This window comes from Larkinella punicea (assembly GCF_003334855.1).
Classification (GTDB): Bacteria; Bacteroidota; Bacteroidia; order Cytophagales; family Spirosomataceae; genus Larkinella; species Larkinella punicea.
This window is the reverse complement of sequence record NZ_QOWE01000002.1, coordinates 251,719-277,771: the sequence shown is the minus strand read 5'-3', so window position 1 is coordinate 277,771 and position 26,053 is coordinate 251,719. Positions and strand designations below refer to the sequence as shown.

22 protein-coding genes and 1 riboswitch are annotated in these 26,053 nt (G+C 52.5%); of the genes, 12 read left to right on the top strand and 10 right to left on the bottom strand.

Annotated elements, in window-relative coordinates:
* Window positions 1-31 precede the first annotated feature (31 nt).
* Window positions 32-1,204 carry an MFS transporter gene (locus DUE52_RS02965; RefSeq protein WP_114404455.1) on the top strand — a complete coding sequence of 391 codons (1,173 nt, stop codon included), beginning with the start codon at window positions 32-34 and terminating at the stop codon, window positions 1,202-1,204.
* Between the two features lie 98 nt (window positions 1,205-1,302).
* Here the strand turns inward: DUE52_RS02965 and DUE52_RS02960 are convergent, their stop codons facing one another.
* The 3 genes from DUE52_RS02960 to DUE52_RS02950 form a co-directional block, all read right to left on the bottom strand.
* Window positions 1,303-2,067 carry a glycerophosphodiester phosphodiesterase gene (locus DUE52_RS02960; RefSeq protein ID WP_114404454.1) on the bottom strand — a complete coding sequence of 255 codons (765 nt, stop codon included), beginning with the start codon at window positions 2,065-2,067 and terminating at the stop codon, window positions 1,303-1,305.
* A 244-nt stretch (window positions 2,068-2,311) separates the two neighbouring features.
* Complete coding sequence (locus DUE52_RS02955; RefSeq protein ID WP_374755887.1) at window positions 2,312-3,472, bottom strand: glycoside hydrolase family 18 protein; 1,161 nt, start codon at window positions 3,470-3,472, stop codon at window positions 2,312-2,314.
* A gap of 84 nt (window positions 3,473-3,556) precedes the next feature.
* Complete coding sequence (locus DUE52_RS02950; RefSeq protein WP_114404453.1) at window positions 3,557-4,096, bottom strand: RBBP9/YdeN family alpha/beta hydrolase; 540 nt, start codon at window positions 4,094-4,096, stop codon at window positions 3,557-3,559.
* A 275-nt stretch (window positions 4,097-4,371) separates the two neighbouring features.
* Here DUE52_RS02950 and DUE52_RS02945 point away from each other — a divergent pair, with 275 nt between their 5' ends.
* The 3 genes from DUE52_RS02945 to DUE52_RS02935 all read left to right on the top strand — a co-directional run bounded on the left by DUE52_RS02945 (window position 4,372) and on the right by DUE52_RS02935 (window position 8,360).
* The gene (locus DUE52_RS02945; protein ID WP_114404452.1) at window positions 4,372-4,764 is read left to right on the top strand and encodes a hypothetical protein; all 393 of its coding nucleotides are present in this window, start codon (window positions 4,372-4,374) and stop codon (window positions 4,762-4,764) included.
* A gap of 301 nt (window positions 4,765-5,065) precedes the next feature.
* Window positions 5,066-5,833: a GNAT family N-acetyltransferase gene (locus DUE52_RS02940; RefSeq protein WP_114404451.1), complete on the top strand. Its 768-nt coding sequence runs from the start codon at window positions 5,066-5,068 to the stop codon at window positions 5,831-5,833.
* The gene (locus DUE52_RS02935; RefSeq protein ID WP_114404450.1) at window positions 5,823-8,360 is read left to right on the top strand and encodes an AMP-binding protein; all 2,538 of its coding nucleotides are present in this window, start codon (window positions 5,823-5,825) and stop codon (window positions 8,358-8,360) included. The genes DUE52_RS02940 and DUE52_RS02935 overlap by 11 nt, the downstream gene beginning before the upstream one ends.
* A gap of 9 nt (window positions 8,361-8,369) precedes the next feature.
* Here DUE52_RS02935 and DUE52_RS02930 read toward each other — a convergent pair whose 3' ends face one another.
* Window positions 8,370-9,710: an MFS transporter gene (locus tag DUE52_RS02930; protein ID WP_114404449.1), complete on the bottom strand. Its 1,341-nt coding sequence runs from the start codon at window positions 9,708-9,710 to the stop codon at window positions 8,370-8,372.
* 31 nt (window positions 9,711-9,741) lie between these two features.
* Complete coding sequence (locus tag DUE52_RS02925; protein WP_114404448.1) at window positions 9,742-10,158, bottom strand: DoxX family protein; 417 nt, start codon at window positions 10,156-10,158, stop codon at window positions 9,742-9,744.
* A 247-nt stretch (window positions 10,159-10,405) separates the two neighbouring features.
* Between DUE52_RS02925 and DUE52_RS02915 the strand changes: the two genes are divergently transcribed.
* Window positions 10,406-11,308: an SAM-dependent methyltransferase gene (locus DUE52_RS02915; RefSeq protein ID WP_114404446.1), complete on the top strand. Its 903-nt coding sequence runs from the start codon at window positions 10,406-10,408 to the stop codon at window positions 11,306-11,308.
* 79 nt (window positions 11,309-11,387) lie between these two features.
* Here the strand turns inward: DUE52_RS02915 and DUE52_RS02910 are convergent, their stop codons facing one another.
* The 3 genes from DUE52_RS02910 to DUE52_RS02900 form a co-directional block, all read right to left on the bottom strand.
* Complete coding sequence (locus DUE52_RS02910; protein WP_114404445.1) at window positions 11,388-12,512, bottom strand: lactonase family protein; 1,125 nt, start codon at window positions 12,510-12,512, stop codon at window positions 11,388-11,390.
* 96 nt (window positions 12,513-12,608) lie between these two features.
* Complete coding sequence (locus DUE52_RS02905; protein WP_114404444.1) at window positions 12,609-13,178, bottom strand: YceI family protein; 570 nt, start codon at window positions 13,176-13,178, stop codon at window positions 12,609-12,611.
* Window positions 13,179-13,307: 129 nt separating this feature from the next.
* Window positions 13,308-14,636 (bottom strand): voltage-gated chloride channel family protein, encoded by a 1,329-nt coding sequence (locus tag DUE52_RS02900; RefSeq protein WP_114404443.1) that lies wholly within the window; start codon window positions 14,634-14,636, stop codon window positions 13,308-13,310.
* Window positions 14,637-14,671: 35 nt separating this feature from the next.
* Window positions 14,672-14,739: riboswitch (Fluoride riboswitch) on the bottom strand.
* Window positions 14,740-14,877: 138 nt separating this feature from the next.
* Between DUE52_RS02900 and DUE52_RS02895 the strand changes: the two genes are divergently transcribed.
* The 5 genes from DUE52_RS02895 (at window position 14,878) to DUE52_RS02875 (ending at window position 22,866) form a co-directional block, all read left to right on the top strand.
* On the top strand, window positions 14,878-16,941 hold the full coding sequence (locus tag DUE52_RS02895; RefSeq protein WP_114404442.1) for a S9 family peptidase: 2,064 nt from the start codon (window positions 14,878-14,880) through the stop codon (window positions 16,939-16,941).
* A 114-nt stretch (window positions 16,942-17,055) separates the two neighbouring features.
* A complete protein-coding gene (locus tag DUE52_RS02890) occupies window positions 17,056-18,045 on the top strand; it encodes a methylenetetrahydrofolate reductase (RefSeq protein WP_229312045.1) in 990 nt (329 codons plus the stop codon).
* 12 nt (window positions 18,046-18,057) lie between these two features.
* Window positions 18,058-18,966, top strand: coding sequence for an alpha/beta hydrolase (locus tag DUE52_RS02885; RefSeq protein ID WP_114404441.1), 909 nt, complete (start codon window positions 18,058-18,060; stop codon window positions 18,964-18,966).
* Between the two features lie 347 nt (window positions 18,967-19,313).
* Complete coding sequence (locus DUE52_RS02880) at window positions 19,314-21,716, top strand: TonB-dependent receptor (protein WP_165840850.1); 2,403 nt, start codon at window positions 19,314-19,316, stop codon at window positions 21,714-21,716.
* A gap of 82 nt (window positions 21,717-21,798) precedes the next feature.
* Window positions 21,799-22,866, top strand: a complete 1,068-nt coding sequence (locus DUE52_RS02875; protein ID WP_114404439.1) for a fatty acid desaturase family protein — start codon at window positions 21,799-21,801, stop codon at window positions 22,864-22,866.
* Window positions 22,867-22,982: 116 nt separating this feature from the next.
* Here DUE52_RS02875 and DUE52_RS02870 read toward each other — a convergent pair whose 3' ends face one another.
* Window positions 22,983-23,411, bottom strand: coding sequence for a DUF4345 domain-containing protein (locus DUE52_RS02870; RefSeq protein WP_114404438.1), 429 nt, complete (start codon window positions 23,409-23,411; stop codon window positions 22,983-22,985).
* Between the two features lie 91 nt (window positions 23,412-23,502).
* Window positions 23,503-24,210, bottom strand: a complete 708-nt coding sequence (locus DUE52_RS02865; protein WP_114404437.1) for a MarR family winged helix-turn-helix transcriptional regulator — start codon at window positions 24,208-24,210, stop codon at window positions 23,503-23,505.
* A gap of 198 nt (window positions 24,211-24,408) precedes the next feature.
* Between DUE52_RS02865 and DUE52_RS02860 the strand changes: the two genes are divergently transcribed.
* Both DUE52_RS02860 and DUE52_RS02855 read left to right on the top strand, forming a co-directional pair.
* On the top strand, window positions 24,409-25,092 hold the full coding sequence (locus DUE52_RS02860) for an ABC transporter ATP-binding protein (RefSeq protein WP_114404436.1): 684 nt from the start codon (window positions 24,409-24,411) through the stop codon (window positions 25,090-25,092).
* 4 nt (window positions 25,093-25,096) lie between these two features.
* Window positions 25,097-26,041 carry an HlyD family secretion protein gene (locus DUE52_RS02855; protein ID WP_114404435.1) on the top strand — a complete coding sequence of 315 codons (945 nt, stop codon included), beginning with the start codon at window positions 25,097-25,099 and terminating at the stop codon, window positions 26,039-26,041.
* Window positions 26,042-26,053: the final 12 nt, after the last annotated feature.

The window sequence follows — 26,053 nt, the reverse complement described above, 5'->3', positions numbered from 1 at the left end:
AATACAATCTGAAATTTGAATTTTTTCAATAATGAATTTTACCGTTTCTCATCTTCTTTCACCCCGGATTTCCACGCGTACCATTCACCGGGGGGCTGTCGGGGCTTTGTTTTTCCTGCAGGGGCTGTCTTTTGCCAGTTGGGCGTCCAGGATTCCGAGCATTCAGCAGACGCTGGGCCTGTCGGATGCAGAACTGGGTGGAGTACTGCTGGCCCTTCCGGCGGGTCTGATGCTTTCATTGCCCATTGCGGGCTGGCTGACGACCAAAATCGGAAGTCGCAAAGTGGCGACCTTGGCCGTTGGCCTCTACGCGCTCACGCTGCTGAGTCTGGGATTTGCGCAAACGACGCTGCAATTGATGGCCTGCCTGTTCGTCTTTGGTCTGGTCGGTAACATGGCCAACATTGCGATCAATACGCAGGCGGTGGGCGTTGAAGCCCTGTACAAACGGCCCATTATGGCCTCGTTTCACGGGCTGTGGAGTCTGGCGGGTTTCGCAGGGGCCATGTTGGGAGCCGTTATGATTGGCGCGGGCATTGTTCCTTATCAGCATTTTGCGGCTGTCCTGTTCTTCGCCCTGGCGGCTCTGGCCGTTGCTTCCCGGTATATTTTGCCGGAAGACGCCAACACGAATTCTGATCAACCCATTTTTGCCAAACCCGACAAAGCCCTGTTGATTTTGGGCATCATTGCCTTCTGCGCGATGATCTGTGAAGGCGCGATGTTCGACTGGAGCGGTATTTATTTCAAGAAAGTCATTCTGGCCGATAAAGCGATGGTGGGCGCGGGGTATACGGCTTTCATGAGCACGATGGCCCTCGGGCGTTTCATTGCCGACTGGTTTGCCACGCGTTACGGTTTAAAACGCACACTGCAACTGAGTGGCGTTCTGATTGCTTCCGGTTTGCTGACTGCCGTTGCATTTCCGTATCTGGGTACGGCCATTGTCGGCTTTTTCCTGGTCGGCTTTGGGGTTTCGTCGGTGGTGCCGCTGGTGTATAGTGCGGCCGGAAAGTCCACGGTTCTGTCGCCGGGGGTGGCCTTGGCCGCTGTTTCGACCATCGGTTTTCTGGGCTTTCTGATCGGCCCTCCGCTGATCGGTTTCGTCGCCGGCGCTACCAGCCTGCGGATTTCCTTCGTCATCATTGCCGGTATGGGCCTGTGTGTCGCGCTGATGGCGGGCAAGGTGAAGACGGCAGCGTAAAGTTTTGTAAAGACAAAAGAGCAAAGACAAGAGAATAAAGAGTTTGGCTAATACCATTCTTCTTTGCTCTCTTGTCTTTGCTCTTTTGTCTATTTCCTCTATTTCGCGATCTCCAGCAATTTCTCCGGTTCGTCGGTCGTGATGAAGTCGGCTTTGCGTTCGAGCATCCAGTTCATCATGTCGGGGTCGTTAACGGTCCAGACGTTGACGGTCAACTTTTTCTGGTGGGCTTCCTGAATCCAGTTTTCATTCTTTTTCAGGATGCTGAAGTGGTAATCCAGCCCGTATAAACCGTCGGCGGCCAGTAGGTCGGGGGCTTTGTCACCCGTCAGGTAAGCCACGTTGGCCGACGGGTCCAGTTCTTTCACCTTTTTGCAGACGTCGTAATCGAAACTGATGTAGTCGACCCTTTTCCGGCCTTTCTGCGCTTTCACGGCCTGAACGCACTTGGTCGCCAGCGCCAGTGAGTGTTCTTTGCTCACCTTCGACGCCTTGATTTCCAGAATCAGCCGGGTTTTCTTCTGCTTTAAGCCGGTTTTCAAATAGCTTTTCAGGGTCGGCAACGATTCGCCGTTGCTAAGCTTCAGGGCGTTGATGTCGGCTGCCGGAGCCGTTTCAAGGTTGACGCCCTGCAAGGTATGATCGTGGTTGACCACCAGCGCCGAATCGGCGGTCATGTGAACGTCGAACTCACTGCCGTAGCAGCCCAGCTTGATGGCCTGTTGCAGCGACGCAATCGAATTTTGGGGAGCACCGGTATTTTTCCAGGCACCCCGGTGGGCAATGACTTTGGTTTGTGCCATACTCTGAACTCCAAAACCGGTGAGCAGGAAGACGAAGCAACTGAAACAAGCGATTTTCATACGGTTTAGCGGATTACCTGCGCAAATGTAACAGACAACCCCGCAATGAATGAGTTATTCGCTAAAAATTAGGCGTCTTTCATCGAAAGATAATAATGGGATAATTAACTAAAACGTACCTGTTTAACTAAACAAGAAGAACTATTTCGCGGAGTTGAGCGGAGTGAAAAGAGTTAAGCAGAGTTTTTTAATTTTCTCCGCTCAACTCTTTTTACTCCGCTCAACTCCGCGATATAACTTTTACTCACTTTGCCAGTTCCGTCACCAGAACATCCAGTAGCTTATCTTCCTTTAAATCAAGGGTATATTCCCAGAACATGGCTCCGGCCAGCCCTTTGGATTTGACATAATCAATTTTGTGTTTCATCGATTCCTTGTCGGCATACGAAATGAACGTACGGCTTTCCTGATTCCATAAATACGGCGCTTTGGCTTTGTCATCCCAATACCGCGTATACCCGTTTTTGTTGATGTAATTAGCCACCAGATCATCATAATTCGGGCTCATGTGTTTGCCCGCCGAGGGTTGAAACAGGCCCTTATTAACTGGGTTGACTGCCGTCCAGCCGCGTCCGTAAAAAGGCAGGCCGAGCACAATTTTGCGGGCCGGAACCCCGGCTTTAATGTGGCCGTTGACGGCGTCGTCGGAACTGTTGCGCGACCGGTCGCTCAGGGCCGATTGGTACAGCGGGCTGTGGTGACCGGTTTTCTTATCATTCCCATGATACAAGTCGTAGGTCATGATGTTGACGTAGTCGAGGTATTTCTGCGCGTTGCCCAGTTCGGTATGGTTCACAAAAGCCGTGTCGCCCCCGGTGGCTGCCGTCAGCAGGTAGTGGCGGGATGCGGGTCGGTTATCTTTTTTACCCTGTGCATCCAGTTGCTCCCGTAACTCTTTCAGCAACAGCGTGAAATTCTGTTTGTCTACGGGCCGGAAGATGTTGTTTTCGCCAATCTGATCCGGATATTCCCAGTCGATATCGACGCCATCGAGCCGGTGTTTTTTCATAAAAGAAACCGCACTTTTCGCAAATTTCTTCCGGGCCGCATCGGTCAGCGAGGCATCGGAAAAATACCGGCAACCGCCCCAGCCGCCAATGGAAATCAGGATTTGCAGGTCTTTATTGATTGCTTTCAGGGTGTTCAGCGTCGCCAGATTGACCGAATCTTTCGCCTTGATTGGGGCCAGTTCGCCGTTCTGGGCCGGTACGGCAAACGCATAATTGATGTGCGTCAGTTTCTGGGGTTCGATGTCGTTTTTGGTCCAGCCACCCCCGCCGACGTAGCCGATCAGAACGTATTTTTTGGGTTTGGACTGGCCCCAAACCGGTTGTCCAATGAGGACGGATTGACAGAAAAGAGCAAGAAAAATGAGTGTCAGAATACCGTGCGGTCGTTTCATCATCAGGTTGGTCAATGCATTTGGTCGAAAAGCTGTAAAATTAACACCAACGGCGACATGAACAACGTTTGCCGGGCTAGGCAATGATTACGACTCTAATTCTTTGAGCAGACGAAGCCCTTCTGGCCAGTTTCCATAGCCTGAATGGACATTGATATGGCCCGCTGCGCCAATATTGACCAGTTGACTGCCCCAGGCCTGAGCAAACAAAGCGGCTCGTTCCAGTGAGACGTAGAAATCGTCGCTGCTGGCGACGACAATAGAAGGAAAGGGGAGTTTAAAAAGCGGAACGGGCGCGAAACCGGTCGTTCCCGGTGGATACGAGTCGGCCTCCGTGTCGCTGGGAGAAACCAGTAAAGCCCCTTTGATGGATCGCTGAAAGGCCTGTGCCCAATAGGCGATGGTGGCGCAGGCCAAACTGTGACCGACAAGCAGGACATTGGCGGGATCTTCATCTACTACGGCCTGGTCAATCTGTCGAATCCAGTCTGCACAAACCGGGGTTTCCCAATCGTTCTGCTGAACCCGTTTAAAATCAGGATACTCCTTTTCCCAAAGACTTTGCCAATGGTTTTCACCCGAGTTGCCTAAACCGGGGAGAATGAGGACGTTGGATGTAAAATTCATAGCGTGATGTTACGGACGGTTTTAACCTGCTAAATCCAATTCCCGCCAACTAGTTCCCAAAATGAGCCAATCCATCGTCTTTTCCCGGAAAAGGGTCGGTTTTAGGAAGATGAGGATGATACCACCCGCCTGAACACAAACTTTCTGCCCTTTTTTGCCTACCTAATGAGAGAAATTCGTTCCGTTTTATGGTTGAAAAGCAAAGGCCATACGCACGATTTTATAAACCAGCGGACAACAAATGAGTTTATTAACTACGGATTTACTTCAACGTCATGAAAATACTGCTTTTTGTATTGCCTTTGCTGATGCCAGGCGTATCAGCCCCGGCGCAAACCAAATCCACTCCCCCCGCCGTTGTCACGGCCATTGAAGGCGTTACCGGCAAGCAATTTTTGCCAGACACGGTTTTTGCGGCTTTGTCGGAAGAGGACGAAAAGTTGCTGGCGAAAGAACCCGTGGCGAATTGGGGATTGCCGCAGGCGGCAGACAACAATATGTCTTACTATAATCTGGTGATCGGTACCCGGTCCTATCAGCTCGTTATTCTGAAAGCGCCCAAAGCCGTATTCCCAACGGCCACGCTGCTGCGTTTCAACGACCCCAAATCGAAACCGGAACCCATTGCGCGGGGAAGTCTCAAACCGAAGGAGGAAAAGCCAAAATGAGATATAAAGAAAGCCAGAAGACTTCGGTCTTCTGGCTTTCTTTATTCACCCGATTGTAAGGATAATCCACGTCTCCGTCGCTATCCTTACTACGAGCGAAATACAATTACATAACGCGATTTAAAGTAAATTGTTGTTCGGTCTGAAAAATGAGGGGCAAAATTTTTCAGTTTTTTCAGGTTGCTTAAAACCTTGAAAGAGAAAATGGATAGTCTGGTGAACCGAAGGTTGAGTATACAACAAGGTTACTTCTTCTAAAAAGTGATACTATTGCATTCTCTAAACCTGCGTTAACCCATTCATGGATTTATTTTTTGAATATGATGTCGAACGGCTCCGTCGCTACGCTGGTGTTGCCGAAAATACCGGCAAAATCAGCATCGAATCGTATCCTACTCATTTGCTTCTTTCCTTTACGGAAGTCGGCTACTTTAATTATTGCGTATGCCACGAACCGGTGGAGATCGCTGACGTTGTCGGACAGGCAAACGTGTTTTATGCTTCCCGGTCCATTCATCACCATAAACTTCTCCTCGACGAAGCCCGTAGTGACGAGACCCAGCACCGGTTTTTGTTGGAAAACGGGTATCGCCTGAAAGAAAAGCTCATGGCGGTTGAGGACCCGACGCTTCAGTACCGTCCGCAGCCGATCCCGGAAAGTCTTCATCTTGAGCGGGTTCAGGCAGCCACGCTGCCTGATTTTACCGAAGATTATCTGGCGGCTTTTGAGTCGGAACAGAAAAATACGGCACCCGTGGTCATTAATTTCGGGCAATTGCTGGACAATGAAAACATCGCCTTGTTTCGGGTCAGGGATCAGGCCGAGCCGGTAGGAATTGCGGTTTTGTACGGAATTGAAAGCGATTTTTTTCTGGCGGGAGGGGCCATCCTGCCCGCCTTCCGAAACCGGGGGTATCATACGACCGCGCTGGTAACGCGTCTCAACTGGGCAAATGCCCAAAATGCCCGGCGCATTATTTCGTGGGCCTACGACGGTGGCGCAAGTTACCGGAACATGTTAAAAGTGGGGTTGACGCCTTATAAATGTTACCGCCTGTATGAACGATGAATTTCGGCTTCGGTGGACGGAAATCGCTCAACGTTATTCCACCAAAGCCGCTTTTTGCGAGGGAAACCGCACCATGACGTATAGCGTGTTGTTTCATCGGGTCCATCAGTATGCTGCTGCGTTATTGGCACGGGATTTCAGACAGCAGTGTATTCCCGTTCTGCTCGACGATCCAATGGAACACGTTACCGCTCTGTTTGGAATTCTATTGTCCGGCAATTACTACCATTCGATCCATCGGCAATCCGCCGAATCCCTGAGTAACGTCGTGAAATCGCGGGCTTGTCCGTGCCTGATCAGTGATTTGCCGCTGGTCGTTCCGAACCATCCGGGCTTGCCAACGCTGCTTCCCGAAATGGTGCAGACGGACGGTTTCGATGCGCACTCGTACCCGATTGTCCCACCGGAAACGCCCTTCTGCCTTTTTATGACCTCGGGCAGCACCGGCCAGCCAAAGCAGGTGATCCACTCGCACGCGAGTGTCCTGGCCGACACGTTCCGGCAAATAACCGACAACGAAATTACGGCTACCGACCGGATCGATCTGCTGTTTTCACTCGAATTCAGTGCCTCACTGGCCTGCATTTTTCCGGCTCTGCTGACGGGCGCTACGCTGGTGTTTTACGATCTGAAAAAAGAAGGCGTGTTGTCGTTGCCGGTTTTCTGGCAGCAGCAGAAAATTACATTCAGCAGTTTGTCGGTCAGTACGTTTCGGCTGTTGTTAAAAACCGGTACGGATTTTAAGACTTTAGCCGGCTTGCGGATGCTTTCCATTGGTGCCGAACCCATACAGCCCTCCGATATTACAGGCTTTCAGAAACGTTTTTCGACCCATACGACGTTGCAGGTGGCCTATGCAACGACCGAAACCCGGACGATTTCGGATTATAAACTGCGAACCGACACGCCGGTAACGGATCATCTTTTTTCGGTGGGCAAACCGGTGTCCGGGCGAACGGTTTGGATTCGGTCCGAAACGGGGGCGCCGTTACCTCACAATCAGGTGGGTGAAATTATCGTTCAGGCGTCGGGTATTCCCTCGGATTATCCGAATAATTTGGACGCTACGCAACGGGCCTACCAACGCCTGCCCGACGGAGTGATTGCGTATGCGACCGGCGATCTGGGCTTTTTAGACCCCTATGGGTATTTGTTCTGGTGTGGCCGAACAGATTTTGTAGTCAAGATTAACGGACAAAAGGTAAACCTGATTCAAGTCGAACAGGAATTGAAAAGCGGGAAGGGCGTAAAAAATGCTGCGGTTCTTTACGATACCTCCCACGAAAACCGGTTCTTTCTGAAAGCTTTTCTGTGTACCGAACCCGATTTTGAACTTTCCCATCTGCGACAGTTCCTGTCGCAGCGGTTACCGGTCATTATGCTCCCCGACCGGTATATTCTGCTCGATGCGTTGCCGCAGACCAAAACGGGAAAAACTGACCGACTTCGTTTAGCAGCTCTGTCGGAAACAGAGAAACCCGTTTCTGATAATTCCCCGGAATGCCGGGCTGGTTCTCCAGATTTGGTGCAGCTTATCAAGGCTGTCTGGCAAAAAGAACTGGGGTTGGCAACGGCCTTGTCGGACTATGATGATTTTTTTCAGGATCTCGGTGGCGATTCGCTGATGGCGGAGAGCTGTCTGGCTGAATTGGAAAACCGGATCGAAAAAAACGTGCCGGTTCAGGCGGTTTTTTCGTATACGACACCCAAAGCGTTAGCGCATTACCTGACGGGCTATGCCCGGCAAGGGGTTCAGTGTATTCCGTTGAATAAACCCGAACGCAACCGGAAACACGTCTATTTCATTCCGCCATTGCCGGGTGATCGGCGAATGTATCGCGGGATTGAAAGCCATCTGAATCAGCATTGTAATGTATACTACGTTCATTATGAGCCGCATACAGTGGACGGGGCGCTGATTCCGCTGGCTGATCTGGTCGGGCAGATGGTTCGGGCGATCGATAAACCGGCGGATAGCCTGCTCATTGGTTTTTCGTTTGGCGGATTGGTGGCCTATCAGGTGGCTTTGGCCCTGGAGCAAAGGCAGCAACCGACTCTGAACCGGCTTGTTTTACTGGACACGCCCCTCTACCGGCGAATCACATTTCGGGAATCCTTGCAGAAAGATGTACACCGGATCGCGCGAAAGGTTTTTGCGGGTTTTAAGACGGAGCGGGCTGTCGACTGGAACGCCAGTTGGCAGCGGGCCGTTGCCCGTTATCGCAACCGGTTGACCCGTTTGGGTAAGGGGACTCAGGCCGTCAGTTGGCAGGAACCGTGTTTCACTGCGGTCGACCAATACGCGCGGCAGGCCGAGGTAAAAACCCCGGTTTCCTGCCCCATTGTGCTCTTTCGGGCGAGTGATTCGTCCGCTTTTCAGTACGAAATCCGCCCCGATTTCCGCTGGCAGTTGTTTGCCAAAACCGGCTATGAAGAACACTGGCTGGAAGCGAATCACGATCAGGTTTTGAATTCGACCAACAGCCATCGGATCGGGACAATTGTAGGCGGCTTACTAAATTTGTGAACGATCGACTCAAGATGAAATAACGCCGGCCGACCGGTCCGGATCAACGAGTTCGGGTACCTGCTGGTATTTCCGGGAAAGAATTCTGTAGGAATCGGAGCGCATGGCGATCAGCGTAACGAGCAGACCAATGACTCCGGTCACGGTAAACAACAGGGCCAGCCCCCGGGCACTTCCGGTACCAAACCACGAACCCAACAGATCCACGCCCGCACCCGTGGTCATGAAAGGAATAAACACCAGTTGAGCAATCGGGCCGATGATAAACGCGGTGATGGGAGAAGCCGCCTGTTCGACGCTCTGGGCAAACCCGAAAACCCGGCCCTGCCGTTCGGGCGAAATCAATTTTTGAATGATGGTTTGCTCAGCCGCTTCCACCACCGGAATCAGGCAGAGATAGATGAACATCCCGACCCCCAGCAGAATGATGGATGCCTGAATAGTGAAGAAAATGCAAACCGTCCACATGGCAATGTTGGCCAGAAAAAGCGTCCGGAGCGGTTTGGCACCCAGACCATTACGGGCCACCACCATGCCGCCGACAATAAAGCCCAGACTCAACACGCCCCACAACGTACCCCAGACCTGCACCGAAACAAGTGACAGTCCGTAGGCATCCATCAGCGACATAAAAACACCACCCAGGAAATTGTTGAAGGTGTTGAAAAAAATGAGTCCCAGTAAACCCGGAATCTGCTGTACGGACTTCAGCGTTCCCCGGATGTCGAGGTGATTGGGTTTCGTTTCCGCAACGACAATTTCCGGTTCAGGAATCGAAAGGAGTCCCAGGTGAACGATGACCAGGGCCGTCAGAGCAATGGCCAGCGCCAGCATCCAGAACATGCCCAGAAAACCGATCACCAAACCGCTGAAGAGGGACGCGACGAGAAATGAGACGCCGTTGGCCGTGCCGACCAGTCCGTTGGCTTTGTCGCGCTGGTCTTCGTCGATCAGAATGGTCACCAGTGTGGCAATGGCAATGCTGCGAATGTTGCCGGCAATGGCGCCCAGCAGCCCAAACAGGATGAATAGCCACAGGATAGGACTTGACGGGTTGGAAAATGTGGAGGATGGAAATGTGCTGTAAAGCAGCAAATCCACCAGATAAAACCCCAGAGAACCCACGCTCGACAGCATCATGGCGGTTTTCTTGCGGTTGTGGTCGACCAGTGAACCCAGAAAAAAGCCGGAAACGGCGACGGTTCCCAGGTAAATACCGGCCATAATCGACGTCGCGACCACCGATTTGGTTTCAAGGTACAACCAGAACGTCAGCGCAAACCAGACGCAATTGTTGATGACGGAAGCGGTTAGCGTATTGGCGAGAAGGGCGTAAAATCGGTTCGTCATGAGTCTGTTGTTTACTGGGGCAAACGGTCCGCTAGCCTAAAACCGCTCGCAGGGAATTCTGGTTTCCGGATTCGGGGAAAGTTGCAGCCTCCCGTTTTTTGTGGTAAAAAACGTATGAGGCAGCCCCTAAAGCCACAAAAAACAGCATCGGCGCCCAGTCCATTGTTGCTTTCCCCGCGCTGTATACGCAATAGGTGGCACCCAGTAAATCAAAGATCAATCCGGCATACGCCCATTCCTTGATGCGGGGAAAACCGGGAACCAGAATGGCCATCACGCCGAGCAGTTTCGCCCACCCCAGAAACGGAAGCAGGTAGGCGGGTAGATTGATTTGTTTAAACCCTTCGACGGCTTGCGGGATAACCAAAATATCGGGAATAGAAGAACCCAGCATAACAAACGCGAATAATCCGGTAAAAACCCAGTACAAAATTTTCGTCTTTTTCATGGCAGTAGGTGTTGTGTGTTTACAGGACAAATTTACCCCCGGATCCGGACTCGGAGAGCGTGTGAAAACGGCAATCTACGGGGCTGATTGCGACAATCACGCGGGGTTCAATCGTGATAAAATAACGGGGAAGAGCGGCTTCTTTTTCCCGTTGCCTTTTAACGTGCTAGCGGAAATTTTTCACGAATGAATTGTTCAGTGGAATCATAAAAAAACTAAATTGGCGAACACCCGCTTGTGTCCACCGATGGCTTCCCAAAACGATTTAGAATTTACGTATTCCACGATTGATCAAATTTTCCGTCTCAGTGTGGGCCAAACCGGCGACTACAGTGGGGCGATGTACAATGGCAATTTTAAGCTGACGCTGGAGGAGGCTCAACGCCAGAAACACCGTTTCATTGCAGAAAGTCTGAACATTACCAAAGGCACAAAAGTGCTCGACATGGGCTGCGGCTGGGGGCCGTTCCTGACCTACATCAAAGGCCAGGGAGCCATTGGCCGGGGCGTAACGCTGTCGTCGGCGCAGGCTGCGGCCTGTGTGCAGAATGGACTGACGGTGGAAGTGAAAGACTGCCGCCTGATTACGCCCGCCGATTACGGCACTTTCGACGCGGTGAGTTGCATTGGTGGTATGGAGCATTTCTGTTCGATCGAGCAGTACAAAGCCGGTCAGCAGGACGCGGTTTATGCCGATTTCTTCAAAAATCTCTACAACCTGCTCCCTGTGGGCGGGCGGTTTTACATGCAGACGATGGTTTTCAGCAAGAACATGCTGCCGCTGGAAGAAATCAGTCTGGAGGCACCCAAAGACTCGGATTCGTATTCACTGGCGTTGATGATTGCCCAGTTTCCGGGTTCGTGGCTGCCCTACGGCCCCGAGCAGGTGATCCGCAACGCGGCCCCTCATTTCAAGCTAATTTCGCAAAGCAGCGGACGGCTCGATTACATCGAAACCATCGGTCAATGGCGGAAGCGGTTTCGGGCCTTTAATCTAAAGAAATACGCGTTGTATGCTTCGCTGCTGCCCCGGTTTCTAACCAACAAGGCCATGCGGGATCTGATTGCCGTTTTCCGGGTCAGCCCAAACCGGGTTTGTTTCGAACGCGAGACGATGGATCATTACCGGCTGGTGTTTGAGAAGGTGTAGGTAGGTGCGCTGATCAAGATTTAATTTAAATCAATTAAATCTTGATCAGCAACCCTCAGTTGGCTCAAATCTGCTGTAATTATTTCACCGAAAACAGCTTCAGACAAACCGGGGCGGGGACTTTCACCTGCGTGCCGGTGGGCGTCAGTTTGCCGGTTTTCGAATCCAGTTTATAGACCACAATATTGTCGGTATCCTGGTTGGCGGCAAACACGTATTCGCCTTTTGGATCGACCAGAAAGTTGCGGGGCGTTTTGCCGTCGGTGGGCTGCTGACCGATCAGCGTCACCTTGCCGTCGTTCGCAATCGACAGGATCGCCAGCGCGTTATAACCGCGATTGGAGTGGTAAAGGAACTTACCTTTCGGGTCCGTGTGGATGTCGGCGCTGGTGTTTTTGTCGGTAAAATCGTCCGGAAGCGTTTTCACGTTGTCCTGGATCATCGTCAGCGCACCGGTTTTGTTGTCGAGCGCGAAGGTCGCGACGCTGGAGGTCAGTTCTTCTACCAGATAGAGGAATTTTCCGTTGGGGTGGATCGTGATGTGACGCGGTCCGGAACCGGCCGAAACCGTCGCGTAGGGCGTTGCCGCCGGTTTTACTTTGCCGGTTGCCTTGTCAAATTCGTAAATATAGACCTTGTCGGTGCCGAGATCACAGACGTACACAAAGCGGTTGTTGGGTGAAACCGTGGCCGAGTGAATGTGCGGTTTTTCCTGCCGCTGGGCGTTGGGACCTTTGCCTTCGTACTTAAGCGTGTCGGTCGCGGGGGCCAGGGTGCCGTCGTTCTGGATGGGCAGAACCGTGAAGGTGCCTCCGCCGTAGTTCGACACAAAAGCCAGCTTGCCGGTTTGGTCGATGGCGATGTGGCAGGGACCGCGGCCGTGCGACGACTGCTGGTTCATCATCGCCAGCTTGCCGGTTTTGGGCTCGATGGTGTAGGAACTGACGCCCCCGGAATTGGGAGCCGCTTCGTTGACCGAATACAGAAATTTGCCGGTTGGATGGATTGCCAGAAACGAAGGACTTTTGGCGTTCGAAACCGTCTGAAGTTGTTTCAGCGAGCCGTTGGCCCGGTCAAATTCCAGCACATAAATGCCTTCGCTGCCCCGGGTCGAATACGTTCCGACGTAGAGGACTTCTTTGGGTGATTGCGCGTTGACCATCAGACTAAAGAGCAGGGCGGTTACCGTGAATAATTTTTTCATTCGTCAAGGGGAATAATCAGATCGCAAAGCTAATAAAAAGGACAAGCCGTTGACGGGCCTGTCCTTCTTCTTTCTGTTCAGCATGCGTCGCCGGGCTTATTGCTTGCCAAATTCGGCGTTAGCGCGAATGGTAATTTCATCGCTCACCACCGCCACCGGCGTGCCGGTTCCGATGCCGAAATCCGAGCGTTTCAGTTCACCGGCAATCTTGAATCCGGCAATTTCTTTTTTATTCATCGGATGCGGAATGGGGCCATTGAGCGTAACGTCCAGCGTAACGGGTTTGGTCACACCATGCATCGTCAAATCACCGGTCACTTTGTATTTCTTTCCTTCTACTTTCTTGAACGAGTTACTTTTAAAGGTCAGGGTGGGGTATTTGGCCGCATCGAAGTATTTATCACTTTTCAAATCGGCGTCACGGCGTTCGTTGCCGGTATCGATGCTGTTTACGTCGGCTGTCAGTTCAACAACCGCATCCGTAAAGTCGGGTTTCGAAGAGGTGATTTTGGCATCGAACGTCTTGAAATTCCCATCAACGTCCGAAACCAGGAGGTGAGTAACCGTAAAACCGACTTTGGCGTGTGCTTTGTCCACGGTCCAGGTTTGCGCAAAAGCGGCTGCGGATGCGAATAGACATGCAATAAATAGGGTGACTTTTTTCATAAAATTTCAGGATTTGATTGAAAATGGATTGCTTTTCGAGCAACTAGTATACGCAAAAATTCTTGTATAGACATATAATAAATCACTTTTTCCACAATTTACAGTATCTATCAAGGGCGAAAAGCGGAATCAGGATTTTTCAGGAAAGCGGTTTTTGGGGTTGCCCCGGAGCGCGGCCAGGTTCCGGCCTTCATGACGGCCATAAATAAGATGTTTGGGCTGCCCCACCACCTGAGAACCGTAGATGCCCCGGTGGCCGGAGACGAAATACGCCACGACACAGGCCAGGGCCACGTAAACGCCACAGTCGGCCCCGAACAACTCAATGGCCATCAGCGTGCAGGCCAGGGGCGTGTTGGCTGCCCCGGCAAAAACCGCCACAAATCCCATCCCGGCCAGCAAGCCGGTGGGCAGTGGAATGACGTACGAAAGTGCATTGCCCAGGGTCGCGCCGATGAAAAACAAGGGTGTTACCTCCCCGCCCTTGAAAGCCGCTCCCAGCGTCAGGGCCGTCAACAGGATTTTGAGGGCGAAATCGTAGGGAGGAAGCTGAACCAAAAAGGCATCCAGAATGGTCGGAATGCCCAGTCCGATGTATTTCGTTGTGCCGAGGGCAAACACCGCCAGCGCCACCAATGCCCCGCCAATCAGGGGCCGCAGCGGGGGATAGGCGACTTTGCTTTTGAATAGACTGCCGATGGCGTGCGTCAGACTACTGAAAACCACCGAACAGGCTCCAAAAACCACTCCGGCGACCATCGCCCAGAGAACCGCCCCGGCCGACAGTTCCGGTACCAGCGGAATGTGGTAGTGGGTATGCCCAACCTGCCAGGCCCGGGTGGTGAGATCCGCAAAAATGGAAGCCGCAAAGGCCGTAAATAAAGCATCGTATTTCAGTCGGCCGAGGAGGAACACTTCCAGTCCGAAAACCGCGCCGGCCAGCGGGGTTCCGAAAACCGAGCCGAAACCGGCCGCAATGCCAGCCACGAGCAGCAGTCGCCGGTCGCGCGGACGCAACCGCAGCAGGCGGGTGAACTGGTCGGCCAGGGAGCCGCCGATTTGCAAGGCTGTTCCTTCGCGCCCCGCCGACCCGCCGAACAGGTGCGTGGCGAGGGTGCCGATCAGCACGAAAGGCGCCATTTTCAGCGGAATGATTTGGGCCGGCCGATGGATCGTTTCGAGAAGCAGGTTATTCCCGGCTTCGACGTCCTTGCCCCAATAGTGATAAAGACAACCGATCAGAAAACCGCCGAGGGGCAGAAACGCAATGATCCAGATGTGGTGTTCCCGCCACTGGGTAACCCAATCGAGCGACACCAGAAACAGGGCCGATGCCGAGCCGACGCACAGGCCAACGATGGCCGAGAGCAACAGCCATTTGACCAGAAAAAAAAGAATCGGTTGCTGCCAGAAAAGCGGAGTAAGCGGGCGAAAAAGACGAAAACGAGACGATGCCATATCAAAATACCTATCAGGGATACAAAAAGCTTTTGAACCTAATAGGCGCCATCATCCCCGGGCGGGGCGGTTTCAGCAGGAAGACACCATTTCCTGTACAATGAGGCAATAATACGCGGTTTTTTGAAAATCCCCAAGCCCGATCTGCCGCTGTTGGTTATATGGGAGAAAAAAGTAACTTTTGTTCTCCGGTCGGACCCAAACCGACATCCTTTCATCAACCTAAACGAAGTAGTTTTTCATGCAATTCAGGATTAGTGTGTTGTTTTTGCTGCTCAACGGAGCTTCCTACGCTCAAAAACAACCTTTTACGGCGGCTCAGTTATTCAAAAACGAAAAAACGAATACGCTGCAAACGTTGCCTGCCATCAAGGGCTGGGCCGACGATGCGCATTATCTGCTGACGAAGGGCGAGAAAACCTACGCCGTCGATGTCAAAACCGGTCAGGAAAGCGAACACAAGGAAACCGGTGGCTGGGCGATTTATCCACCTTTGTCTGCTTCTCCGGATCAAAAAGGCCAGAATCTTACGGGTTCGCCCGATGGTAAGTGGCTGGCCTACACCCGAGACAGCAAAAATCTTTTCCTGACCGATTTGAAAACCGGGCAGGAAAAACAACTCACGACCGATGGTTCGGGGACGGTTTACAACGGCTACGCAGCCTGGCTGTACTGGGAAGAAGTGCTGGGCCGGGCCACGCAGCACAAGGCTTTCTGGTGGTCGCCAGATAGTAAGTACCTGGCGTTCATGCGGTTTGATGAGGGCAAGGTGCCGGTTTTTGCCATTGCCGGAGCCACCGGGCAACACGGTTATCTGGAAAGCCAGCGATATCCCAAACCGGGCGATCCGAACCCGCTGGTGAAAATGGGCGTGGTGGAAGTGGCCACCGGAAAAACCGTCTGGGCGGATTACGACGCCAACGCCGATCATTATTTCGGCACGCCGTTCTGGACACCCGACTCGAAAGCCCTGTGGATGCAGTGGAAAAACCGGGGGCAGGACAACCTGAAACTGGTGGCTATCGATCCGGCAACGGGGAGCAAAACCGAGCTGGTGAGCGAGACCCAGAAAACCTGGGTGGACTGGCTGACGACGGTTCATTTTTTGAGCGACGGCAAGCATTTTATCCGGATGAGCGATGAGTCAGGCTGGATGCACCTCTACCTGCACACGATGGATGGCAAGCTGAAAAATCCGGTGACCAGCGGAAACTATACGGTGACGGGCGTTTCGCTCGTCGATGCGAAAAACGGTCTGGTGTATTTCACCGCCCGCAAGGAAAATTCGGCCCGGGCGGATCTCTACAAAGTGAAACTCGACGGCAAGGGGTTGCAGCGGCTAACGTTCGGGGAATTCAGCCACCAGGTGCAGGTTTCGCCCGGCGGAGACTACTTCATTACGACCTATTCCAACCTCCAAACCCCGCCGAAGTTGGCACTGCTCGACAAGAACGGCAAGCTAATTCGGGAACTGGGCGATGCGAAAGGTCCTGATTTTGATAAGTTTACCATCGCCAAAACCGAACTGGTGCGCGTGCCGACCACCGACGGTTTTCAACTCCCGATGACGATCAAATACCCCACGAACTTCGAACCGAACAAACGCTACCCGGTTTTAATCAACATCTACGGCGGCCCCAATGCCGGGTCGGTTTATGACCGCTGGAGCTACACCCCGGCTGCGCAGTGGTACGCCCAGGACGGCTTGTTGCAGGTCGCCATCGACCACCGGGCGTCGGGGCATTTTGGCAAAACCGGGCAGAATTTCATGCACCGCAATCTGGGAAAATGGGAACTGGACGATTACAGCACGGCGGTGAAGTGGCTGGTTGACAAAGGGTTGGTTGATCCCAAAAAAGTCGCCATAACGGGCGGGAGCTACGGCGGTTATGTGACGGCGTTGGCCCTGACGCGGGGTGCCGACGTTTTTACGCACGGGATTGCCAACTTTGGCGTCATGGACTGGCAATTGTATGACACCGAATACACGGAACGTTTCATGGACACGCCCGCCGAGAACCCCGAAGGCTACAAAGTAAGCTCGGTGCTGCAATATGCCGACCGGCTGAAAGGAACGCTGCGGATTGTCCACGGCACGATGGACGACAACGTTCACATGCAGAATTCCGTCCAGTTGGTCGACAAACTGGAAACGCTCAACAAGCATTTTGAATTCATGATTTATCCTGGTGCGCGGCACGGTTTTGGCACAACCAGTAAAGCCAAACACGCCCAGGCCGAGACCGCGCGGTTTATTTACCGGTATTTGCTGGAAAAACCGTTTCCGGCGGAGGTGTGGGAGTGAAACTCTATGGGAATACCGGGATAAGTCGAATGGCAAGTATATTTTGGCAGGATTTTCTTTAGAAAAAGGGATAAATTGAACGATACCAGCGCACTGGTTTGGGTATCGGAATAAATGTTCCCCGAAGCCTCAAGTCCTTATTTACGTTACAATATGTTTTTAGAAAAAATCAAATCCGGCGAATCAGGGGTGCTGCTGTATGGCATTACACCGCCCAAAGTCGGTACCGCTCCTGATCGAATTGCCGAAATTGCCCAAAAAACAATCGACCGACTCTCTGTTCTGGATATTGATGCACTGGTGGTTTATGATGTGCAGGATGAGTCGGCGCGGACGAATGAAGAAAGGCCCTTTCCTTTTATCAATGCGCTGGACCCGCTGGTTTTTGCCGCCAATTATCTGAGCATTTTATGCATCCCTAAAATAATCTATCGGCCAGCCGGCAAATTTTCTGCCGATGAGTTGTCCGACTGGCTGGAAGAACTGCACAGACAGCAATTGTATCCCGTTTTTGTCGGTATTCCGGCCCCGGATTTTCCGGTGAAAACGAGCCTGCCGGAAGCCTACCAACTCTGGAGCAAGCACCGGGACACGTCCGTTATAGGCGCTGTTACCATCCCTGAAAGGCATCACGTGCTGAAAGATGAAGAAGTCAGGGTGCTGGATAAAATGAACCACGGGGTTTCTTACTTTATTTCACAATGTGTCTTCAATCTGGCATATGCCCGGCAGGTGATCGAAGATCTGGCCAGCAGTTGTAAACGGCAAGGGATCACCCCACCGACTCTCATTTTCACGATTACCGCCTGCGGATCGGCCAAAACCCTGCATTTTATGGAGTGGTTGGGCATCCACATACCGGACGACGTGAAAGCCGAACTGAAAGCATCGGACGATATGCTGGAGAAATCGGTACGAATTTGCCTCGACATTGCCTTGGCACTTACTACCATCTGTCTGGAACACGGCATCCCGTTTGGTTTCAATATCGAAAGCGTTGCCATTCGCAAAGCAGAGATCGACGCTTCGATCGATCTGGTGAATCAAATAAGTCAGATGCTGAAGGAGAAAGGCGTAAGAAAGTCCTCTTTAGCGGTCTCCTAATCCCTAAACAAAATGATCAAAAAACTGCTGTTGAGCGGCTTTTGCGGCCTTTCGGCCCTGCTTTCCCTGGCTCAGACTGAAATGCCGTTGTATTCCGGCCCGGTGCCGAATGCAAAACCGTCGGACGTTAAAGAAGTGAAACGACCCGACCAGGTGGTGAGCCAGGTCATTCAGCCTACGCTGACGGTCTATCAACCGGCGAAGGGCCAAGCCAACGGAACGGCGGTAATTATCTGTCCGGGCGGGGGCTACGGCGTGCTGGTGATGAAACGCGAAGGCTACGATGTGGCCGAAGCGTTCAACAAAATGGGCGTGACCGCTTTCGTGCTGAAATACCGCCTGCCCAACGAAAAAACCATGATCGACCCGTCTGTCGGGCCGTTGCAGGACGCGCAGCAAGCCCTCAAAACCGTGCGGCAACGGGCTGCGGAATGGGGCGTCGATCCGAAAAAAATTGGCATCATGGGTTTCTCGGCGGGCGGCCACCTGGCAGCCACCGCCGGAACGCACTTTAACCAGAAGGTGATCGACAACCCGGAAGCGGTCAGTGTTCGGCCGGATTTTATGATTTTGGTGTACCCGGTTATCTCCTTCACCGATCAGGTCGGCCATTCCGGGTCGCGCAAGAATCTGTTGGGCGCTGCGCCCAAACCGGAGCAGGTAGCCTTGTATTCCAATGAGTTGCAGGTCACTTCTTCCACTCCGCCCGCCTTCATCACCCATGCCAGTGACGATACGGTGGTTCCGGTCAAGAATAGTCTGCTGTTCTACGAAGCCCTTCAGCAAAATAAAGTGCTTGCCGATCTTCACATCTACACCAAAGGCGAACACGGTTATCTGAAAACACCGGCTTTTGAGGAATGGTTTGGCCGGTGCCGCCATTGGCTAATTCAAACCGGGTTGATGGAAAGTCGCCCCTAAATCCCGAAGCATTTGCCCCCCAGCCCCCTAAAGGGGGAGCTTGGAGCGCGAGAAAACTCCCCCTTTAGGGGGCTGGGGGGCAAATGCTTCAGTGGATTTAGGGGCAGACAATAGGATTTAAAACCGTTCTAAAATCCAAAACCCGGGCAATCTTATTAAGATAAGTTCCAGTAACTAACATTGGTATTATTTTTATAAAAAGATCAGTAAATTAGCTCATTAATTTTCTTGTCTGTTTATAATCTCCTTTGTCGTTGGTTGAAGTGGTTGCCCGAAGTATGAAAAAAATCCTACTCCCGCTATTATTATGTATAGTTGTTTCGGTTCGTGCTCAAAATCCGGCTTCCATGCCGCCAGTACCAGCGATTCAAACCACCATTAAAGCCAGCCTGAAAGCAAAAATTACGGGGGTGGTGATGGATGCGGCCCAGAACAAACCCGTTGAATTTGCCACGGTCGCCCTGCTGAATCCCAAAACCGAGAAAATTGTCGGCGGAACCACCACCAGTGAGTCCGGCAAGTTTACCATCAGTGGCGTTGACGCCGGAGTCTATCGGGTCGTGATCAGTTTTATCGGCTACGAAAATAAAACCATCAATACCGTCCAGGTTGGTTCGGAAGGGGCCGAGGTGGCGCTGGGTGTCGTGCAGATGCAAACCGATTCGCGGACGCTGAACGAGGTGGTGGTGACCGCCGAAAAACCGCTGGTGGAAGACAAGGACGACCGGCTGGTCTACAATGCCGATAAAGACATTACCAATAGCGGTGGCACGGCCATCGACGTCCTGAAAAAAGTGCCTTTGCTGACGGTCGATCCCGACGGGACAGTTACGTTGAAAGGCAGCAGCAGCATTAAAGTGCTGATCAACAACAAACCGTCGAGCATCATGGCCCGCAGCATCAGCGAAGCCCTCCAGATGATTCCGGCGGAACTGATCAAATCGGTGGAAGTCGTCACGGCTCCTTCGGCTAAATACGACGCGGAAGGAACCGCCGGCGTGATCAACATCATCACCAAAAACCAGTTGCAGGGCCTGACGGGCGGGGTGAATGCCTCGGTCGGCAGCCGCCGGAACAACCTCGGTGGAAACTTCAATTTCAAGCAAAACAAGCTGAGTATCACCTCGTATGGCGGTGGCAATGTCAATAATTATTTCGGCGGTTCCGAAACCATGCGGCAGAACCTGCTGGATGGTCAGGTCATCAGCACGATTGAACAGATCAATGCCTACAAAAACAAAGGCAGGTCGGGGTTTGGCTCCGTGAGCGTCGATTATGACCTCGATTCACTAAACCGCATTGGCGTCGATGCCAGCTTCGGCGGGGAAGGGCGGAACACGAATTCCACACGCGATACGCGGGTGACCTCCGACGATCCGCAGAATTTCCGGCGGTATAACTATACCCAAAACCGCAACCGCAACATGGACGTCAATTTCAACTACACGAAAACGTTCAAGCGGAGTACGGAGCAGGAATATACCTTTCTGGCGCAGTATAACCGGAATAATAACCACAGCAACTACTCGCTGAACCAGTTTCCGCTGCCCGAAAGCGAAGTGATCGACTACCGGGAGCGCAACAACAACGACAACCAGCAGAAAGAATTCACGATCCAGACCGACTACACCCATCCGTTCTCCACCGTCAAACGCCGGATTCTGGAAGTCGGAACCAAGGCCATTCTGCGCGATGTGGGCAGCGATTACCGCCTGGAAAATGCGCCCGACGGATCGTTGAATTACCGGGAAGACCCCACCCGCGCCAATACGTTCGATTACCAGCAGTGGGTTTGGTCGTCATATGCGTCGTTTCGGATGCGAACCAGCAAAATGTGGGGTTTTAGCCTCGGCGGACGGATGGAAATGACGAACATCAACGCCAATTTTATTTCGACCAGCACGAAATTTACCGACCGCTACCAGAATTTCCTGCCGAACGTGACCATTTCGAAGCGGTTTGGTGAAGAACGACGGCTGAAACTGAACTACAGTCAGCGGATTCAGCGACCGTCCATTTTTTATCTGAACCCATATGTCAATTACTCCGATCCGAAAAACATCCAGACCGGCAACCCGTATCTGGACCCTGAACTGGCGCATTCGGTCGAATTGTCGTATAGCACGTTTACCAAAGGCGGGACAACCGTGAATGCTATGGTTTTCGGGCGGCAAACCAACAACGCCATCGAGCGCATCACGACGGTCGACACGAGCGGTATTTCGAGCAGCACTTACCGGAACATCGCCCAGAATTCGACCTACGGCATGAACCTGTTCGGGTCGGCGCGTCCGGTAAAACAGTGGAACATCAGCGGGTCGTTCGGGCTGAACTACAACATTCTGAACAGCAACGCCTTGAATATTACCAACGAAAACTGGAGTTACCGGGTTAACCTCAACACCTCGCTCCAGTTGCCCCACGACATCAGCCTCCAGGCCAACGGTTCCTACAATTCGCGCCGAATATTGTTGCAGGGGCAATCATCCGGTTTTTACTACTACGGTTTTTCGGGCCGGAAGGAATTCAAGAAACAAAAAGTGACGATCACCGCCAGTGCCGAAAATCCCTTTCGGCGCTACAACACCATCGCGACCTTGCTCCGCACGCCCACTTTCATCTCGGATGGCTCCAACTACAACGTCATCCGGAACATCCGTTTGTCGGTCAACTGGCGATTCGGAAAAATGAACGCTGGTCAAAACCGCGAGAAGAAGAAAATTTCGAACGACGACGGGAAACGGGGGTAACAGGATAACTATACTGGGATAAAGGCTTGGTTTTGGCTGAAAATGCCTACCTTACTTTGCGAATCACGAACTTTGTTTGCCAATGAGAAGATTGCCTGCCCTTCAGGACCCTAGTTCCGTAGCTCCCCCTTCCACCGCTATCGACCGTTTTTTACTCCGCTTTATCCGGGACAGCCGCGATCTGCCGTTCCTCTATCTGACGCTAAAAATCTCGTTTACGCTGGTTCCGCTGGGTATTTTGTTGTTCATCCCGGGCATCACCGGCTGGGTTTGGGGCGTATTGGCGTTTGCCTGTTTTGCGTCGTATGCTATTTATAAAGGCCCATTTGGACTCATGGTGCATTGTGCTGCCCACCGTCCGCTGTTCAAACGGGAATACAGTGCTCTGAACTATTACATGCCGACGTTTCTGGCGCTTTTCTTCGGAATGTCGCCCGACACCTACCAGAGTCACCACATCGGCATGCACCATCCCGAGAACAACATGCCCGAGGATCTGAGCAGTACGATGACCTATAAACGCGACAGCGTCAGGGGCTTTCTGATGTATCTGGCTAACTTTTTCTTTCTGGGCGTAATCACATTGATCGGTTATCTGAAGCGGAAAAACCGCCAGAAAATGGCTTTCAAAGCCATGAGCGGTGAAATCCTCTTTCTGACGATGTGCGCGATTCTTCTGTGGGTGAATGCCCCGGCCACGATTGTGGTGTTTCTGCTTCCGTTTGTCATGACGCGAGTTTTTGGCATGATCGGCAACTGGACACAACACGCTTTTATCGATAAAGATGATCCGGCGAATGCCTACAAAAACAGCATCACCTGCATCAATATCAAGTATAACCGCATGTGCTGGAACGATGGCTATCACATTAGCCACCACTGCCGCCCGTCCATGCACTGGAGCGAACATCCCAAGTTCTTCACCAAAACGCTCGACCAGTACGCATCCAACAAAGCCATCATTTTCGAAGGGCTCGACTATGGACAGGTTTTTGGCTTATTGCTGAGTAAGCAGTATAATCGACTGGCCAAACACGTTGTCAACGTCAATGGGGCGTTTCAGAACGAGCAGGAAATCATCGAGTTGATGAAATACCGGGTACGGCCGATTTTGGAATGGAACCCGGAGAAGGCGTCGGTAGCGGCCTGAGGATTATAATGGAATGATACATATCAAATGATGAACGCTAAATGTAAAAGTGGGCTGGCGTGTTCCAAACACTTTTACATTTAGCGTTCATCATTTTACATTTAAAATTCCTTTCTTCACTGTTGGCTCACCCGGACCGAAACCGCCGTGGTTCGGGAATTGGCCCGCAGCAACACCAGCGCAATGACAAAAAATACGGATTCGGTCACCAGCCACTGCCGGCCAAAATCGCCCAGGGCTCCTTCGGCGAAAACCGTGATGGTGCGCGACAGTGCGTAAAAGCCCCATAGCAGACACAGAAAAGCCAGGCCCTTGTTGACATCGGTTACCATCAAATAAAGCAGACTGATGACGATCGTTGCCCCCACGCCCCCATAGACGCCCCGGATCGAGCTGAAGGCGTCCGTGTTGGTGAGTTGAACGTGAACCAGATCCATGACGGATTGGGGGTTGGCAAAAGCCATGATACTGACCGAGAGGAGGGCCAAAGCCGAGAACAGAATGAATCCCTGAGCGGCCCGTTTTACAATCGTTTGCGTTTGCATGTTCGTCGTAGTTGTTGGTTTACGAGGCAAAGTTGCAGACGTTTTTCGTCGGAAATCTTGGTCTTGACCAGGATTTTAGCAGAAGATCATACTACGGCACCATGCGGTCATACACCTCATCGAATCCGGCATTTTTGCTCTCTCGATAATGCTCCGCGTGGTACCGGTCGAGCTTGTCCAGAATCTGGATCAGCAGGGCTTTTTCGCTTTCGGTCAACGAACTATAGGCAACGTCGGCCACCCGGTTCATGACCGGAAAGCACTGCTGAAGAATGGTCAGCCCCGCTTCGGTGATGCGCAGGCGTTTGGAGCGCCGGTCATTTTCGTCGGGAAATTCCTCAATGTACCCCATGCCCACCAGCCGGTTCACCACGTCAATTCCGGAAGCAAACTCCACCATCATTTCATAAATCAACTCGCTTTTCTTGGGCGTTCCCATTTGCGCCAGCACAATCAGGTAAACCGGCTCTTCGATGCTTTTGAAGTTGAGCGGAAACATGGCCTTCTTGGAGTAGAAATGGGCGTATTTTGACAACCGTCCAACCAGTGCCGCCAGCCGTGCCGACGGCCGGATCTCGGTCAGCGACCGATTGGCGGTTCCCGTCAGGCTCTCTACCCACTTTTCATCGTATAACCCATCGGCCGAAGCCACCGGCTGGTGCTGATTGAGGGTCGCGGGCTGGGCGGTTTCGGTTAAATAATGCAGGCAAAATCCGGCCACGTCCGCATCGGGCGTAGCCTCGCTATACCTGGCCCAGGCATTCACTAATTCAACAAGCTGCTGTTCTCCCCGGTCCATATTATTATGATTTCATACAAAATAACGGATAAGCATTCCTGTTTAACTACGAAAATAAAATATTTTTTCGGACACAGTAAACAATAATTATGTTTTCGTAGTAATATTGTAAATATATACGCTGTATAATTACGAAAACGTAGTTTTTGTTCCCAAACAAAAGTATCACGACTGAATGCGTATACCCTTTCAAAACCGATGATAGCAGAACTGAAAAATGTTGGCAAGGAATACCAGACCGGCGATCAAACCATTGTGGCCCTGCAACCCACCACCCTGACATTGAACGAGGGCGAACTGTTGCTCATCATCGGGCCGTCGGGCTCGGGCAAAACCACCTTGCTCTCGCTGTTGGGCTGTGTGATTTATCCCAGCTACGGCGACCTTTGGGTCGACGGGAAGTACGTCAATAAGTTGAATCAGAGTGAATTGGCGCGACTTCGGCTGAATACCATCGGGTTCGTTTTCCAGAATTTCAACCTGCTGGCTCCCCTCACCGCCGAAGAGAACGTGATCATGCCGCTGAAACTTCAGGGCGTGAACAGCTCCGAAGCCCGCGCCCGCACCGAACAGGCACTCAAAACCGTGGGCATGACCGACCTACGCCGGAACCTCCCGAAACAACTGTCGGGCGGGCAGCAACAACGAATCGCCATCGCCCGCGCCCTCGTCACCAACCCCCGACTGGTGCTGTGCGACGAGCCAACGGCGTCGCTGGACAAAAATTCGGTGGGCATTGTCATGCAGGAACTCCGCGCGCTGGCCGACGAAGGCAAGTCGGTGGCCGTCGTAACCCACGATCCCCGCCTGAAACAATACGCCCACCGGATCGTGGAAGTCGATAACGGGGTAGTAAACGAAGTGAACGAATTTAACGAATAAGGCTATGAAACCGGTTTACTTAGTTAGTCTGCTTGTTGGACTCACTGCCTGCGGAGGCAGCAAGGAAAAAAACGCAGCGTCGCAGGATTCTGTCCGGACGGTGCAGACGCCGAAGCGCATCGACGAGGTGCTGGGCATTGCGGTGATCGAGCCGGCAAAACGGATTAGCCAGTTATCCGCCGAAACCGGTGGTCTGGTCAAGAGCATTGCCGTCAATATCGGTGAGGAAGTGAAAAAAGGGCAAGTGATTCTGACGATGGATAACGCTGTCGAATCGGCTCAACTACGACAGGCCAGCGTCAAAATCAAAACCCAGCAGGACGCCATCGAAACCGCCCGGCAAAACGTGCAGACGCTGCGCGTACAACTCCAGAAAGCCGAAGCCGACCTGCAACGCAACCAGACGCTGTTTGCCGGAAAAGCCCTGACGCAGAAGGATCTGGACGATTCGAAGTATGAAGTGACGAACCTGCAACAACAAATCCGGGCGTCGGAAGCCCAGGTTCGGGAGGCCCAGGGGCGCATTAGCGAAATCCGGGCGGACATCCAGTATGCGTCGACGGTGGCCGGTCTGAAAACCGTGAAAGCACCCGAAGATGGAACGCTGCTGAGTCTGGACGCTAAAATCGGCCAGTTTTTGTCCAGCAACCAGTCCATCGGCGATTTTGCCCCGGCGGGTCCGCTGATCGCGCTGACCGAAATTGACGAACTGTTTGCGCTGAAGGTGAAAGTGGGCCAGAAGGCCTACATCCGCCCCCAGGGCAGCAACGAACGACTGACCACGGGAACGGTGGTGCTGACTTCGCCCTACCTCCGTAAAAAATCGCTCTTTGCCGACAATGCCGCTAACCTCGAAGACCGGCGTGTTCGCGAAGTTCGCGTGCAACTGGACGACCCCGGCAAAGTCATCATCGGTGCCCGGGTCGAGTGTCTCATTTCCATTCAATAAGGTAAAAACCGC

What these genes read in the sequence shown, in the direction of transcription:
- DUE52_RS02965 (WP_114404455.1), top strand. Translation starts at nt 32, where the DNA reads ATGAATTTTACCGTTTCTCATCTTCTTTCACCCCGGATTTCCACGCGT.
- DUE52_RS02960 (WP_114404454.1), bottom strand. Translation starts at nt 2,067, where the DNA reads ATGAAAATCGCTTGTTTCAGTTGCTTCGTCTTCCTGCTCACCGGTTTT.
- DUE52_RS02955 (WP_374755887.1), bottom strand. Translation starts at nt 3,472, where the DNA reads ATGATGAAACGACCGCACGGTATTCTGACACTCATTTTTCTTGCTCTT.
- DUE52_RS02950 (WP_114404453.1), bottom strand. Translation starts at nt 4,096, where the DNA reads ATGAATTTTACATCCAACGTCCTCATTCTCCCCGGTTTAGGCAACTCG.
- DUE52_RS02945 (WP_114404452.1), top strand. Translation starts at nt 4,372, where the DNA reads ATGAAAATACTGCTTTTTGTATTGCCTTTGCTGATGCCAGGCGTATCA.
- DUE52_RS02940 (WP_114404451.1), top strand. Translation starts at nt 5,066, where the DNA reads ATGGATTTATTTTTTGAATATGATGTCGAACGGCTCCGTCGCTACGCT.
- DUE52_RS02935 (WP_114404450.1), top strand. Translation starts at nt 5,823, where the DNA reads ATGAACGATGAATTTCGGCTTCGGTGGACGGAAATCGCTCAACGTTAT.
- DUE52_RS02930 (WP_114404449.1), bottom strand. Translation starts at nt 9,710, where the DNA reads ATGACGAACCGATTTTACGCCCTTCTCGCCAATACGCTAACCGCTTCC.
- DUE52_RS02925 (WP_114404448.1), bottom strand. Translation starts at nt 10,158, where the DNA reads ATGAAAAAGACGAAAATTTTGTACTGGGTTTTTACCGGATTATTCGCG.
- DUE52_RS02915 (WP_114404446.1), top strand. Translation starts at nt 10,406, where the DNA reads ATGGCTTCCCAAAACGATTTAGAATTTACGTATTCCACGATTGATCAA.
- DUE52_RS02910 (WP_114404445.1), bottom strand. Translation starts at nt 12,512, where the DNA reads ATGAAAAAATTATTCACGGTAACCGCCCTGCTCTTTAGTCTGATGGTC.
- DUE52_RS02905 (WP_114404444.1), bottom strand. Translation starts at nt 13,178, where the DNA reads ATGAAAAAAGTCACCCTATTTATTGCATGTCTATTCGCATCCGCAGCC.
- DUE52_RS02900 (WP_114404443.1), bottom strand. Translation starts at nt 14,636, where the DNA reads ATGGCATCGTCTCGTTTTCGTCTTTTTCGCCCGCTTACTCCGCTTTTC.
- DUE52_RS02895 (WP_114404442.1), top strand. Translation starts at nt 14,878, where the DNA reads ATGCAATTCAGGATTAGTGTGTTGTTTTTGCTGCTCAACGGAGCTTCC.
- DUE52_RS02890 (WP_229312045.1), top strand. Translation starts at nt 17,056, where the DNA reads ATGTTCCCCGAAGCCTCAAGTCCTTATTTACGTTACAATATGTTTTTA.
- DUE52_RS02885 (WP_114404441.1), top strand. Translation starts at nt 18,058, where the DNA reads ATGATCAAAAAACTGCTGTTGAGCGGCTTTTGCGGCCTTTCGGCCCTG.
- DUE52_RS02880 (WP_165840850.1), top strand. Translation starts at nt 19,314, where the DNA reads ATGCCGCCAGTACCAGCGATTCAAACCACCATTAAAGCCAGCCTGAAA.
- DUE52_RS02875 (WP_114404439.1), top strand. Translation starts at nt 21,799, where the DNA reads ATGAGAAGATTGCCTGCCCTTCAGGACCCTAGTTCCGTAGCTCCCCCT.
- DUE52_RS02870 (WP_114404438.1), bottom strand. Translation starts at nt 23,411, where the DNA reads ATGCAAACGCAAACGATTGTAAAACGGGCCGCTCAGGGATTCATTCTG.
- DUE52_RS02865 (WP_114404437.1), bottom strand. Translation starts at nt 24,210, where the DNA reads ATGGACCGGGGAGAACAGCAGCTTGTTGAATTAGTGAATGCCTGGGCC.
- DUE52_RS02860 (WP_114404436.1), top strand. Translation starts at nt 24,409, where the DNA reads ATGATAGCAGAACTGAAAAATGTTGGCAAGGAATACCAGACCGGCGAT.
- DUE52_RS02855 (WP_114404435.1), top strand. Translation starts at nt 25,097, where the DNA reads ATGAAACCGGTTTACTTAGTTAGTCTGCTTGTTGGACTCACTGCCTGC.